The 13,771-nt window shown below is 72.3% G+C and carries 11 protein-coding genes and 2 pseudogenes; 10 read left to right on the top strand and 3 right to left on the bottom strand.

Features of this window, described 5'->3' with window-relative positions:
- The first annotated feature begins 76 nt into the window (after positions 1–76).
- Together LWJ43_RS30295 and LWJ43_RS30290 are read left to right on the top strand one after the other, a co-directional pair.
- Entirely contained in the window at positions 77–694 is a 618-nt protein-coding gene (locus LWJ43_RS30295) for an Rv1733c family protein (protein WP_277335356.1), read from the top strand.
- 204 nt (positions 695–898) lie between these two features.
- Entirely contained in the window at positions 899–3,334 is a 2,436-nt protein-coding gene (locus LWJ43_RS30290; RefSeq protein WP_277335355.1) for a right-handed parallel beta-helix repeat-containing protein, read from the top strand.
- On the opposite strand, the gene LWJ43_RS30285 is transcribed toward LWJ43_RS30290, so the two are convergent.
- On the bottom strand, positions 3,304–5,706 hold the full coding sequence (locus LWJ43_RS30285; protein ID WP_277335354.1) for a hypothetical protein: 2,403 nt from the start codon (positions 5,704–5,706) through the stop codon (positions 3,304–3,306). The two genes, LWJ43_RS30290 and LWJ43_RS30285, sit on opposite strands and share 31 nt — an antisense overlap.
- A 227-nt stretch (positions 5,707–5,933) precedes the next feature.
- Between LWJ43_RS30285 and LWJ43_RS30280 the strand changes: the two genes are divergently transcribed.
- The gene (locus LWJ43_RS30280; protein ID WP_277335353.1) at positions 5,934–6,764 is read left to right on the top strand and encodes a DeoR/GlpR family DNA-binding transcription regulator; all 831 of its coding nucleotides are present in this window, start codon (positions 5,934–5,936) and stop codon (positions 6,762–6,764) included.
- A 70-nt stretch (positions 6,765–6,834) separates the two neighbouring features.
- Positions 6,835–7,269, top strand: coding sequence for an SRPBCC family protein (locus tag LWJ43_RS30275; RefSeq protein ID WP_277335352.1), 435 nt, complete (start codon positions 6,835–6,837; stop codon positions 7,267–7,269).
- 34 nt (positions 7,270–7,303) lie between these two features.
- On the opposite strand, the gene cds1 is transcribed toward LWJ43_RS30275, so the two are convergent.
- On the bottom strand, positions 7,304–8,437 hold the full coding sequence (gene cds1 / locus LWJ43_RS30270; protein ID WP_277335351.1) for an L-cysteine desulfhydrase Cds1: 1,134 nt from the start codon (positions 8,435–8,437) through the stop codon (positions 7,304–7,306).
- 231 nt (positions 8,438–8,668) lie between these two features.
- Here cds1 and LWJ43_RS30265 point away from each other — a divergent pair, with 231 nt between their 5' ends.
- The 4 genes and pseudogenes from LWJ43_RS30265 to LWJ43_RS30250 form a co-directional block, all read left to right on the top strand.
- A complete protein-coding gene (locus LWJ43_RS30265) occupies positions 8,669–9,031 on the top strand; it encodes a hypothetical protein (protein ID WP_277335350.1) in 363 nt (120 codons plus the stop codon).
- Positions 9,032–9,245: 214 nt separating this feature from the next.
- Positions 9,246–9,773, top strand: a complete 528-nt coding sequence (locus LWJ43_RS30260; protein WP_277335349.1) for an ATP-binding protein — start codon at positions 9,246–9,248, stop codon at positions 9,771–9,773.
- Between the two features lie 6 nt (positions 9,774–9,779).
- Positions 9,780–9,971, top strand: a pseudogene (locus LWJ43_RS30255) (IS481 family transposase); the annotation flags it as partial.
- Positions 9,972–10,274: 303 nt separating this feature from the next.
- Positions 10,275–10,708: pseudogene (locus tag LWJ43_RS30250) on the top strand (phosphotriesterase family protein); the annotation flags it as partial.
- 43 nt (positions 10,709–10,751) lie between these two features.
- Here LWJ43_RS30250 and LWJ43_RS30245 read toward each other — a convergent pair.
- Positions 10,752–11,966 (bottom strand): ROK family protein, encoded by a 1,215-nt coding sequence (locus LWJ43_RS30245; protein ID WP_277335348.1) that lies wholly within the window; start codon positions 11,964–11,966, stop codon positions 10,752–10,754.
- A gap of 121 nt (positions 11,967–12,087) precedes the next feature.
- Between LWJ43_RS30245 and LWJ43_RS30240 the strand changes: the two genes are divergently transcribed.
- Together LWJ43_RS30240 and LWJ43_RS30235 are read left to right on the top strand one after the other, a co-directional pair.
- Entirely contained in the window at positions 12,088–13,311 is a 1,224-nt protein-coding gene (locus tag LWJ43_RS30240) for an MFS transporter (RefSeq protein WP_277335347.1), read from the top strand.
- 79 nt (positions 13,312–13,390) lie between these two features.
- Positions 13,391–13,759 (top strand): SCO4225 family membrane protein, encoded by a 369-nt coding sequence (locus LWJ43_RS30235; protein WP_277335346.1) that lies wholly within the window; start codon positions 13,391–13,393, stop codon positions 13,757–13,759.
- The last annotated feature ends 12 nt before the right edge of the window (positions 13,760–13,771 follow it).

The following is a 13,771-nucleotide window of genomic DNA, read 5'->3' as shown; positions in this document are numbered from 1 at the left end:
TGAGGTTGCTCTCTCTTCGCCCGTCCGAGGAGGTGTTCGCCGCCCTGTCGGGTTATCACGGAAGGGAAGGGGGTGCATGACTGTGCGAGCGGTTCTGGGAATCCGGCGGTGGCGGCGCAATCCCGTGTGCCGGGCCACCGACCGTCACGAGGCCTGGGTGGCGCTCGCCGCGCTGCTGCTGATGCTGCTCGCGGCACCTGTGCTCGGCTGGAAGGCCGGTTCACTCACGGACGATTCCCTCCGGCGGACCGTGCGGGCCCAGCACGAGCAGCGCCGTCTGACACCGGCCGTCGTGGTCCGCGTGGCCCCCGGCACGTCCCGCTCCGCCCAGGACCCCGAGACGGCCGTCACGGAGGACTCCATGCGGCGTTCGGTGGTCGCCGACTGGCTCGCCCCGGACGGTACGGCACGGACGGGCACCGTGTCGACGGCCTCCACGAAAACGGCCCCCGGCACCCCGATCCAGGTCTGGACGGATCACCGGGGAGACCCGGCGATGCGTCCCATGGACATCTCCGCGGCCCACACGCACGCGGTGCTCGCCGGTATCGGCGTCGCTCTGCTCGCGGGCGGTGCGACGGAAGCGGCCCGCAGACTCGTCGTATGGCGCATGATGCAACGGCGGTACGCCCGGCTGGACCGTGCCTGGGCCGAAGTCGGCCCCGACTGGGGCAGAACGGGTACGGGCAGCTGATCTCCGGGACGCGGGTTTCCCCCTCGCACGCCTGAGGAGGCCTTTCCGTCAGCCGCCCCGTCAACTCACACCCGTCACGCGCGCTACGGTGGACCGGCCCGCCCGACTCCTCGGCAGGCGGGCCGGAGGGCTGCCGGTGGACCGGCGCCACGCGGACAGGTACGAGGCAGCGCACACGGCACGAGGTGGGGGCACAGCAGCACCATGGCACAGGGCACGGTCCAGGTGACGCACACCGGCACATCGCGATGGCGCCGCCGCACGGGCGAATACGCTTCCCTCACCGCCGCCCTGGAGGCCGCAGCGGACGGTGACGTCCTCACCATCGCCCCCGGTACCTACCGGGAGAATCTCGTCCTCCACCGCGCGGTGACGCTGCGCGGGCCCGAGGGGTCCGCCGGGTCCGTACGCATCGCCCCGGCCGACGGCGTCCCCCTGACCGTCCGCGCCTCCGCCGTGGTCCAGGACCTGCACGTGGAGGGCCAGGACTCGGCCGCCCCCGCGCTGCTGGTCGAGGAGGGCGCCCCCGAGCTCTCGGACCTGCGCATCGTGACCAGGTCCGCTGCCGGCATGGAGGTGCGGGGCTCGGCACGGCCCACCGTGCGCCGCTGCACGGTCGACAACCCTGCGGGCGTGGGCATCGCCGTACTCGACGGCGCCGGCGGGGTGTTCGAGGAGTGCGAGGTCGTCGCCGCCGGACAGTCCGGCATCGCGGTGCGCGACGGCGCCCACCCGCGGCTCGAGCGCTGCCGTGTGCACCACTCCTCGGGGGCGGGGCTGAGCGTGACCGGGGAGGGCAGCGGCCTGGAGGCGGTCGGCTGCGAGGTGTACGAGATCAAGGGCAGCGGGGTCCAGGTCACCTCCCGCGGCACCGCGCACCTCACGGACTGCACCGTGCACCGCACGTCGGCCGACGGGGTCACCCTGGACACCGACGCGGTCCTCACGCTGGCCGACTGCGACATCCACGACATCCCGGAGAACGCGGTCGACCTGCGGTCCCGTTCGGTGCTCACGCTGACCCGGTCCACCGTCCGCAGGTTCGGCCGCAACGGGCTCTCCGTCTGGGACCCGGGGACCCGTGTCGACGCCAACCAGTGCGAGATCCACGACAGTACGGGCGACTATCCGGCGGTATGGGTCAGCGACGGTGCCACGGTGATACTCGACTCGTGCCGTGTCCATGACGTGCCCGACGCCCTCTTCGTCCTCGACCGGGGCTCGCGTGCGGACGTCGTGGACAGCGATCTCTCCCAGATCCGCAACACGGCGGTCTCGGTCAGCGACGGTGCCACCGCCCAGCTCGACGACTGCAGGATCCGGGAGGCGTCCACCGGTGCGTGGTTCCGTGACCACGGCAGCGGCGGCACGCTGAACAACTGCACCATCGACTCGGCGCAGACCGGGGTCATCGTGACCAAGGGCGCCGACCCGACCATCGAGAGGTGCACGGTCACCTCGCCCGCGGAGGCCGGTTTCTACGTCTCGGCCGAGGGCCGTGGCACCTTCGACAGCTGCCGGGTCACGGGGAGCGAGGGCTACGGCTTCCACGTGATGGACGGCTGCCGGTCCACCCTGACCCGCTGCCGGACGGAGCGCTGCGCGCGCGGCGGTTACGAGTTCCCCGACGCCTCCGGCGGTGACGGCCACACGGTGGGTCCGGTCGCACAGGACTGCACCAGCGACGAGAGCGGGCTGCGCGGCGCCACTCCCCCGGCCCCGGCGGTCCTCACCGCGACGCAGACCACACCCGGGCTGCTCGGCGCCATGCCGGGTCAGCGAACCTCGGAGCCCGCCGCCGTCGCCCCCGCACCGCCCGCCGAACCGGTACGCGACGCGGGCGCCGTGCTGGGTGAACTGGACGCGCTGGTGGGCCTGGACAGCGTCAAGCGCGAGGTGCGGGCGCTGACCGACATGATCGAGGTGGGCCGCCGCCGCCGGCTGGCCGGCCTGAAGGCGGCCTCGGTGCGCCGGCACCTGGTCTTCACCGGCTCCCCCGGCACCGGCAAGACCACGGTGGCCCGGCTGTACGGGGAGATCCTGGCCTCGCTCGGCGTCCTGGAGCACGGCCACCTCGTGGAGGTGTCCCGTGTCGACCTGGTCGGCGAGCACATCGGGTCCACGGCCATCCGGACCCAGGAGGCGTTCGACCGGGCACGCGGCGGGGTGCTGTTCGTCGACGAGGCGTACGCCCTGTCGCCCGAGGACTCCGGCCGTGACTTCGGCCGGGAGGCCATCGACACGCTGGTGAAGCTGATGGAGGACCACCGCGACGCCGTGGTGGTGATCGTCGCCGGGTACACGCACGAGATGGAACGCTTCCTCACCGTCAACCCCGGTGTGGCGTCCCGTTTCTCACGGACCATCACCTTCAGCGACTACGAGCCCGAGGAGTTGCTGCGCATCGTCGGGCAGCAGAGCGACGAGCACGAGTACAGCCTGGCGGAGGGCACCGGTGAAGCACTGCTGAAGTACTTCACCGCGCTTCCCAAGGGCCCCGCCTTCGGTAACGGACGGACGGCGCGTCAGACGTTCGAGTCGATGGTGGAGCGCCATGCGGGCCGGGTCGCCCAGCTCGCCGAGCCGAGCACGGACGACCTGACCATGCTCTACCCGGAGGATCTCCCCGCGCTGCCCTGAGGGACGCCGCCCGCCTGCTGGGGCACGACGGGCGAGAGCCGTTCCAGGAGGGCGGCGCGTTCGACGGCGAACACCGGGTCGGCCTGGTAGTCCGAATGCCCGAGGATCGGTTCCGGCAGCGGGTGTTCGACGGTGCGTCCGTAGACCAGCGGGTCCTTCAGCGGGCCCCGGTCCACCTCGTGGCCGCCCGGTCCCTCGTCGGTCAGGACCGGGCCGCCGATCGGGTCCGTCGCGCGCCAGAGGTTGCGCCAGCAGTGCACGGACCTCTGGAGCCCTTCGAGGGGGACCCGGCCGAAGTAGGCCGGGAACCACCGTCCGTAGAGCCGCTCGATCGGGGAACCGTAGGTGAGCAGCGCGACCCGGCGCCGCGCGGGGTCGGGGAGCTGCCACACCGCCGCCGCGGCCAGCACGCTGCCCTGGGAGTGCCCGGAGATGACCAGCCTGCCCCGGGTGCTGCCCGTCCACGCGCACATCCGGGAGGAGAGGTCCGGGACGGCCCGCTCGGCGTAGCAGGGCGGCGCGAAGGGGTGTGCGGCGCGCGGCCAGAACGTCCCCACGTCCCAGAGGATGCCGATGGTGCGTCGGGCGGAGACGTCACGATAGGCACGGCGGCCCCAGGTGACGAACAGTATGACCCCGAATCCGGTCAGCCAGGATCCGGTCGACTGAGCGGTCTCGGCGAGCGATTCGACGATGGGCGCGGTGCCGTCCGCGGCCAGACCGGGGACCTCGCCGGTGAGCCAGGAACCGGTCACCGCCGCGATGCCGAGCAGCAGGGTGGCGGCGGAGAGCAGTCCGAGGATCCCGGGGGCGGCATCGGTGAGTGCGGCGGTGGCACGCGCGCGGGCGATCCGCCGGGTGCGTCCGGGCTGGGGGTGCTCCTCCTCGTACTCCGCCTCGATGCGGGGTCCCGTCCGGCGGGCGCGACGCAGGGTACGGACCGCCAGCCAGCCGACCGGCGGGATCAGGAGCAGCAGGAGGACCGGGATGACCGAGGCCTGCCAGCTGAGCAGGACGGGTGGTCCTCCTATGTCGGCTCCCGCACCCATTCCGGGGGTTCCTGGGCCGTCGAGCCAGTCGGCCACCCGCTGGGCGATCCCACCGGTCATCACGCCTCCGAGGGCGCAGGCGAGCATGGCCACCGCAGGGCCGCCGAGGCCCTTCAGGGTGGTGCGCGGCTCCGGGGCACGCCGGTACAGGCTCAGGGCCACCCCGGCGAGCGCCACGACGAGCAGGCCCTGGCCGAGGGCCAGGGCGCGGAACACGGCCTCTCCGGGGAGGGTGCCCGTGGACACCCAGTCGGGACGCGACCAGGCGGAGTGGACGACCGCGCAGAGCAGCAGGACGAGTGCGGTTCCCGGCAGGAAGGTGGTGACGGCCCGGTCGACCCGGTTGTCGAGGCGCCGCTCGCTGCGCCCGCGGTGGCAGACGACCGCGACGACGACGAGGCCGCACAGGACGAGGCCGACCTCGACCAGGTACCCGGTCACCGGCGGTACGGGGCTGCCGGCGGACCGGTCGTGCCGGGCTGCCGTGACCCCGACCGCCGCCGCGACCGTGAGGAATCCGGCCGCGGTGTGCGCCGCGCGCAGCCGGGCCACCAGCCTGCGTCCGTACCAGAAACCCGGCCTGCCGAGGGCCGGGCGGACCAGCGGGGCGCCGGGCCGGACGGCCGTCCCGGTGTCCTCGTCCGTGTCGGCGTCGGCGGCCGTCTCCGTGTCGGCCGGTTCCTCCCAGGTGAGGGGGCGCTGCGACTCGTAGGCGCTCCAGGTGCGGTTGGACAGGTACCAGAGCAGTCCCACCAGCGCGGTGGGCACGAGCGCGGCGACGGCCAGGCGGCGGCCGGGCTGGGAGAACCAGCCGTCCTGCCGGGCGGACAGGAAGCCGATCCAGGAACGCTGCACCGAGCACTCGGGGGTCCCGGCGCACTGCCAGGCCACCAGGTCGAGGGCGACCTCGCAGGCGGCGGCGGTCAGCAGCACGGTGAGGCTGAGGGCGAGGAGCCGCACCAGGACCCCGTAGAGCCGGACGGCCCGGGTGTGCCCCAGGGTTGCGGGCCTCATCCAATGGGCGAGGTTGACCACCATGAAGGGGAGCAGGAGCAGCCACAGGGCCCGGGAGCCGTTGCCCGAGGTGAGGTTGGACCAGCAGTAGGCCTCGGCGACGGGTCCGTCGCGGTGGCGTTCGGGGTGCTGTTCGGCTCCGACGTCCTCGGTACGGCGGTACACGGCGGCCGTGGCGTCACCGGTGATCCTGGTCGTGCGCGGGTCCCCGAGCATCTCCTGCGGGGTGGCTCCGCCGACGCCGTGGACGAGCAGTTCCAGTGCGGGGCCGCCGCTCTGCGCGGCCTCGGCCCGGGGTGCAGGGGGCAATGTCGGTGACTCGCTCTCTGGTCCGTCCGGCTCTCGGCCGGTGGGAAGGGCGCACGGGGTCTGACGTGATGCGCAGTCACCACCATCGCGGACGGGAGGGGCCCTCCGCAGCGGCCCTCACCGAATCTCCCCAGTGGGACGGCCCGTGGGGGTGCGTGGGAGGATGAGGGCGTCCCGCAGGACCGCTGCCGGACCGCGCGGACAAGGGGAAGGGCCGGGGCCCGGCGTTGAGCGACAATCAGAACCTGCTCGCGGAGCAGCGGCGCGCGCTCATCCTCGACGATGTGCGCAGGCGCGGCGGGGTCAGGGTCAACGAGCTGACCCGCAAGCTGAGCGTCTCCGACATGACCATCCGCAGGGATCTGGACGCGCTGGCACGTCTGGGCGTCATCGAGAAGGTGCACGGCGGGGCCGTGCCGGTCGTCGAGGCGAGCACGCACGAGCCCGGTTTCGAGGCCAAGTCGACACTGGAACTCAGCGCCAAGGAGGACATCGCGCGGGCCGCGGCCGCGATGGCGGTGCCCGGCAGCGCGATCGCGCTCTCCGGCGGTACGACGACGTTCGCGCTGGCCCGCCACCTCCTGGACGTTCCGGGGCTGACGGTGGTGACGAATTCGGTGCGGGTGGCCGATGTGTTCCACGGTGCGCAGCGTCCGGCGGCGACCGGCGGGACGCGGGCCGGAGCGGCCACGGTGGTCCTGACCGGCGGGGTCCGGACGCCGTCGGACTCGCTCGTGGGGCCGGTGGCGGACCGCGCGATCGGCTCGCTCCACTTCGACGTCCTGTTCCTCGGTGTGCACGGCATCTCGGTCGAGGCCGGGCTGTCCACGCCGAATCTCGCGGAGGCCGAGACGAACCGTCGCTTCGTGCGGGCGGCCAGGCGCGTCGTCGTGGTGGCCGACCACACCAAGTGGGGCACGGTGGGGCTGAGTTCGTTCGCCGCACTCGACGAGGTGGACGCGTTCGTCACGGACGCGGGTGTGCCTGACGCCGCCCGTCAGGAGATCGAGGAGCACCTTCCCGGCCTGGTGGTGGCGGGTGGGCCGCCGGACGAGTGAGTCCGCCGCCACGAGGCGCGCGCGAGTCCGCTCCGCGCACGGCGGGTGCCGGACGTCCTAGGATCGGACCGTGGCCGTATTCCGTATCGAGCGCTTCACTCCCCTCCCCGCCGCCGAGGCCTGGCGGCGGGTGACCGACTGGGAGCGGCACGGCGGGACCGTTCCGTTCACGTCGGTCACCGTCCCGGTGGGCGGGCCCACCCGTGCCGGAACGGTCTTCGTGGCCCGTACCGGCGTGGGGGCGCTGGGTTTCGACGATCCGATGGAAGTGGTGCGCTGGACCCCGCCCGCCGCCGGCCGGGCCGGGGTGTGCCATCTGGAGAAGCGGGGTTCCGTGGTGCGCGGGCGCGCGTCGATCGACGTCTGCCCGACCGGTTCGGGCTCGCACGTGATCTGGGTCGAGGAGCTGCGTGTGCGGCTGATTCCCCGCTGGGCCGATCCGTTGCTGGCGACGGCAGGCCGGCGGGTCTTCTCCCGGGAGCTCGGCGTCCTCCTGGAGGACTGACGACGGCGCTGCCGGGAGAGGACCGCGGGCCGGGTCAGGACGGCCAGGTGCCGGTGGCCAGGAAGTGGTCGATCGTCCCGGTGTACGGCCGGATGTCCAGGCCCTGCTCGCGCAGCCAGTCGTCCGAGTAGTACTTGTCGAGGTAGCGGTCGCCGGGGTCGCAGAAGAGCGTCACGACGCTTCCCGTGCTCCCCCTCTCCACCATCTCGGCCACGAGTCTGAAGGCGCTCCACAGACCGGTGCCGGTCGAGCCGCCGGCTTTGCGGCCGATGGCGCGCTCGAGCACGCGGACCGCGGCGACGCTGGCCGAGTCGGGCACCTTCATCATCCGGTCGATGGCTCCCGGTACGAAGCTGGGCTCCATCCGCGGCCTGCCGATGCCTTCGATGCGCGAGCCGCAGTCGGCGGTCGCCAACTGGTCGTTGCTGGTCCATCCGTCGAAGAAGCAGGAGTTCTCCGGGTCGGGTACGCAGATCCGCGTGTCGTACTGCATGTAGCGGACGTAGCGACCGATGGTCGCCGAGGTGCCGCCGGTGCCGGCAGTGGCGACGATCCAGGCCGGCTCGGGGTAACGCTCCAGGCGCAGTTGCTGGTAGATGGACTCGGCGATGTTGTTGTTTCCCCGCCAGTCGGTGGCGCGTTCCGCGTAGGTGAACTGGTCCATGTAGTGCCCACCGGTCTCGGCCGCGAGGGCCGCCGACTCCTCGTACAGCCGGCGGGAGTCGTCGACGAAGTGGCACTGGCCGCCGTGGAATTCGATCAGGCGGCACTTCTCGGGGCTGGTGGTCCGGGGCATCACCGCGACGAACGGCACTCCGATGAGCTTCGCGAAGTACGCCTCCGAGACTGCGGTCGAGCCGCTGGAGGCCTCGATGACCGGCTTGCCGCGCCGGATCCAGCCGTTGCAGAGCCCGTAGAGGAACAACGAGCGGGCCAGGCGGTGCTTGAGGCTCCCCGTCGGGTGCGTCGACTCGTCCTTGAGGTAGAGGTCGATGCCCCAGTGTTCGGGCAGCGGGAAGCGCAGGAGATGGGTGTCGGCCGAACGGTTGGCGTCCGCCTGGACCTTGCGCACCGCCTCCTTGAGCCAGGCCCGGTAGTCCGGGTCGCTCCGGTCGACGTCCACGGTGTCCATGACGGCACCGCCGGGTGTGTGTTCACCGATGTCCATCAGTGGTCTCCTTCGGGTGACGGCAGTCCTGCGTGGGGTACTCACGATATTCCCCCCACCTGCACAAACGTTCACTTTGACAGTCCATAGCCCTCCCTTGGCCCTGGTGTTCGAGCTTCCGGGCCCGGAGTGCGGGAACGGATCCCTGTCCCCGCCGAAATCGGTGATGAGGCCTGGTGCACGGGCCCTGTCCGCGGGCAGACTTGCAGAAGCCGGCACAAGGGGGGCGAAGTGGCCGAGACAGAGTTCAGTGCTGCGGATTTCGGTGCGCCGGAGTTCGGTGCGGCAGAGTTCCGTGCGAGCGACGTCAGGATCCAGCGGTGGGCGCGGTCGTTGACCAGAGCGGGCCAAGTCATCGTCAAGGACGGCCGGATCGCGCTGCTGACGAGCAACGGTCGGGAGATCGCCAGCGCCCCGGTGACGGCGGTGAGCGCCGGGAAGCCGTGGTTCCCGGCACCGGACTCGGCGATCGCCCGCATCGACGGGGTGCGGTACCGGCTGACCATGGGCCAGCGCGACCGCAGGCCCGGCGGCGCCGCGCCGGTCCGCAGATTCCTGGAGGCGCTGAGAAGTGCCGCGGGGCGGCGCATCTGACGCTGCGGTCCGGCACGGGCACCGCGAGTTGCGGAGCTCAACCCCCTGGGTCACGCTGGTCACACGTCACTGATGGTGTACCGGCGGTGACAGCGGAAGCCGCCCCCGCCGGGAGCCTCGCAGGGCGGACCACGCATGACCAGAAACAGCAGTCAGCCATCTGCTGGATCCGTTCCTTCGTCTTCTTCCGGACCTATTTCGGGGAGTCGCAGCCGTGATCAGCGAGCCAAGCAGGCACTGCACGGTGGAGCTCCAGGCCCTGCCGTCGCGGATCGGTCAGGTCCGCAGAATCATTTCGGCGCAACTGCGCTACTGGCATCTCGATCCTCTGATCGACCATGCGGCGCTCGGCGTCACCGAACTGCTGACCAATGTCCACCGGCATGCACAGCCGGACAAATCGTGCACCGTCGAGATCGAGCTGCTGCTCGACAGACTGACGGTCTCCGTCCACGACCACGACCCCCGGCTGCCGACCATGGGCATCGCCGATTCGTCCGCCACCTCCGGGCGCGGGCTGGCGATGATCGCCGCGGTCAGCGAGAGCTGGGGCGTACGGCCGAGTCCTGGCGCGGGGAAGGTCATCTGGTTCACCCTGCCCGCACCCTCCTTCACCACCGCCGCGCTGCACCCCCTCCCGGTGTACGGGTCGACGACCGACGGCCCGTTCGGATCGGACGCCGCCGGACCGCTGGAGCCGTCGGGGACACGGACGCGCGCCAGGTCTGCCGTCGTCGGCTGACGGGATCCGGGCCGCCCACCGCACAGGGCGCACCCGGAGCGTGAATGGGCCTACGCAAAGCCCTACCGCTCAGAGCAGGAACGACGCGACGCCTTCCCCCCTCACTGGCTGCACTCCTACAATCACCACCGCGGACACACCGCACTCGCAGGCAAACCACCCGCCAGCCGCGTCCCCCACCTCACAGGGCAATACACCTGGCGCTCGGCCATTGGGCGCTCGTGGGTCGGGCGAGGGTTGTCGGGCGCGTGCTACCGGAAGCCTGCCTCCACGTCCATCAGTGCCTTGACCAGTGGCGCGTAGCGGGAGGTCTGGCCGTTCCCGTACTCGACGACCCACACGTGAGGAGCGTGTTGATCACCCGTGCTCCGGTTCGCATCCGTGGAGTACCCCGCCACGGGACGTTCTTCCACGCAACACGAAGCCCCCTGCGCAGGGTATTCAGGTGATCGACGCAACCCGATCGGTCGTCCACACGGACGAGCGTGCGGCGGAAAGTGGGCCCCACACCGAACGGGGCCTCCGATCGCCGTCCACCTGGAACTGGGCACGGCCGCGACGGACGTGCTGGATCTGCTGTGCGGCGAGCTGGGGGTGGAACCGCGACGGGTGATCCTCGGGCACCTGGGGCGGTTCCCCGACGGCTCGCGCAGTTCGATGTGGCGCGGACGGGCGCGTTCCTGGCGTTCGACGGCCCCTCCCGCGCGCACCACGCCACGGACTGGCGGCTGCCCGAGCAGCTGGCCTCACTCATGGAGGCCGGGTTCGGCGGGCAGTTGCCGCTCGGCGGCGACACCACGGTGCCGGAGACGCCGGGTATGCCGTACCTGTTGCGTCGCCTGCGCCCGCGACTGGCGCGGTCGCTCGGTGACGATGTGCTGGACGCGGTACTCGTCGCCAATCCGGCGCGGGCCTTCGCCCTGGCCGCCGCCTGAGCGGGCCCGCACGGCGGTCGGCGGCGCACTCTCCGGCCGCCGGTCAGGCCAGCGCGGCCAGCGGGTCGTCGAGTACGGGCTGCCAGGCCATCTCGGCGGCGCCCACCAGGCTGTTGTGGTCCAGCGTGCAGGAGAGGATCGGCACGCTGCCGCTGCGGCCCCACAGGCTGCGGTCGGCGACGACGGCCCGGAGCCGCTCGGGGGCGGCCTGCAGGAGGTCGCGGTGCAGCCCGCCCAGGATGATGCGGTCCGGATTGAGGATGTTGACCAGTCCGGCGAGGCCGAGGCCGAGCCGGTCGATCAGCTCCTCCGCTGCGGCACGCACAGCGCGGTCCCCGTACTCCGTGCGCAGCAGGTCACCGGACTGCTTGAGCAGGGACTCCTCGGGGCCCGGCTCCCGGCGGGCCGCGGTCAGGAAGGCGAGGGGGTCGGTCTCGACGTCGAGGCAGCCCCGTCCGCCGCAGTGGCAGGGGCGGCCCTCGGGGTTCACCGTCAGGTGCCCCACTTCCAGGGCGAGTCCCGAACTGCCGCTGTGGAGACGGCCGTCCAGGACCAGGGCACCGCCCACCCCCCGGTGGCCGGTGGCGACACACAGCAGGTGCTGGGCGCCACGGCCGGCACCGTGCCGGTGCTCGGCCAGGGCGGCGAGGTTGACGTCGTTGCCGGTGAACGCGGGGCCGTCGATCCCCGCCGCGCGTACGCAGGCGGAGAAGATCTCCCGGACCGGCGCCCCGGCCGGCCAGGCGATGTGCAGCGGATTGAGCGCCGTCCCCTCGGGTTCGGCCACGGCGGAGGGCACCGCGAGACCGGCGCCGACACAGCGCAGCCCGCTGTCGCGCAGGAGTTGGGCCCCGGCCTCGACAACCTCGCCGAGGACCTGGGCGGGGTCGGCCATGACGGCGACGCAGCCGGGCGCGGTGGCCACGATCCGGCCGCCGAGCCCCACCAGGGCGGCCCGGAAGCCGTCGGAGTGCACCTGGGCCGCGAGAGCGACGGGCCCGCCGTCCTGTACGGACAGACGGTGGGACGGACGGCCCTGCGAACCGGCGGCGGAGCCCGGGCTGGAGTCGACCTCGATGAGCCCGAGGGCCTCCAGCTCCGCGGCCACCGCACCCGCCGTGGCACGGGTGACGCCGAGTTCGGAGGTCAGTACGGCACGGGTGGGGGCGCGTCCCGTGTGCACGAGCTCCAGGGCGGGCCCGAGCGCGCTGCGGCCCCTCTCCAACTTCGTCCGCGTGCTGGTCGGCTTGCCGTTCATGGGGGCGAGTCTCCCATGATCCGGGGGTGTTGCCGACGCTCCGGCACCCCGCACCGTTCACCTGCCCGTCACCGTGACAGCGGCCTTGCGCGCGGTGTCGGGGCCATCCTATGCTCACTTTGTGCCGCGCGTAAACAAACTGCGGACGGCCCCGTCGGGGGGACTTGGCGGAGCCACCGCCCCACTTCCGCCGGCCTGCCTCCGCACCGCCCTGACCGTGTTCTTCGCCCTCGACGGCTTCCTCTTCGCCGGCTGGGTGGTCCGCATCCCGGCCATCAAGCACCGGACGGGAGCCACCGCCTCCACCCTCGGACTCGCCCTGCTCGGCGTCTCCGCGGGCGCGGTGATCACCATGATGCTCACCGGGCGGCTCTGCCGGCGCTTCGGAAGCCATGCGGTCACCGTGGTCTGCGGCGTACTGCTGTCACTGAGCATCGCTCTTCCCGCACGGACGGGTTCGGCTCTCTCGCTCGGCCTGGTGCTGCTGCTCTTCGGCGCCGCGTACGGCGGGATGAACGTGGCGATGAACAGCGCGGCCGTCGATCTGGTGGCGGAGCTGCGCCGCCCGGTGATGCCCAGCTTCCACGCAGCGTTCAGCTTCGGTGGTATGGCCGGCGCGGGGCTGGGCGGCCTGGTCGCGGGCGGCCTCTCGCCCGCGACGCACCTCGCCGCCCTGACGTGCGTCGGCCTCGTCGTCACCGCGGTCACCGGGCCCGCACTCCTGCGCGGTGGGACCGTCACGTCTTCCTCGGGGCAGCCGGCGGCGAACGCCCCGGAGCCGCGGAAGGGGACGAGCGCCCGGGCACGCCGGATCGTGATCCTCTTCGGCGTCATCGCCCTCTGCACGGCCTACGGCGAGGGGGCACTGGCCGAGTGGGGCGCACTGCACCTCAGCCAGGACCTGGGGGCGTCCCCCGGCCCCGCCGCCGCCGGATACTCCCTGTTCGCACTGACGATGGCCGTCGGCAGACTCACCGGCACCACGCTCCTCGAACGGTTCGGACAGACCCGCACCCTCGTGGCGGGCGGGGCGACGGCCGCGGCGGGGATGCTGCTCGGCGCACTGGCCCCGGCCCTCTGGCTCGCGCTGCTCGGCTTCGCGGTGGCCGGTCTGGGCCTGGCCAACATATTTCCCGTCGCGGTCGGCAGGGCGGGCGCACTGGCCGGGCCCAGCGGGGTGGCCGCCGCGTCGACACTGGGGTACGGCGGGATGCTCCTGGGACCGCCGGTGATCGGCTTCCTCGCCGACTGGATCTCCCTTCCGGTGGCCCTCACCACCGTGACACTGCTCGCCGCCACGGCGGCGGTCCTGGGTTACTCGGCCCGCCACGCGACGAACAGCTGAGCGATTGAGTAGGCGTACTCAGGCGCCTCCGGATGCTCCGGAGCACGATGGGAGCATCAGCCATCGACGGGGAGCGGCCATGAAGCACCATCTTTCGATCTCGCGGCACCTGCGCACGCCGGCACGACTGACCTTCGGCAACACGGCTTCGCGGATCTACCTCGGCCTCGTCCTGGCGGTCGCGGTGTTCGTCGCGGTGGACACTCTGTTCGTGTCCCACGACGACGCCTCGTTCGCGGGCGTCTGGCTGTTCTTCCTCGCCGCGCCGACCGTGTTCGTCTTCCTCCTCGGCAGCGCGATGGCCGGGGCCGACGCGGGAGGCCCCGCATGGTTCGTCTATCTCGCCCTGGTGGTCTCCGTACTCGTCCAGGCCTGCGCACTCGGCTGGTTCTCCCGGCTGGTGCAGGGCCCCCGCCGGGGCCACTCGGCGCATCCTCAGGGCGCCTGACGCGGCTCCGGC

Origin of the sequence: Streptomyces sp. JH34, from assembly GCF_029428875.1 — a bacterium.
Lineage (GTDB): Bacteria > Actinomycetota > Actinomycetes > Streptomycetales > Streptomycetaceae > Streptomyces.
Note: the sequence above shows the minus strand (reverse complement) of the source record. Positions and strands in the feature narration are given on the sequence as shown.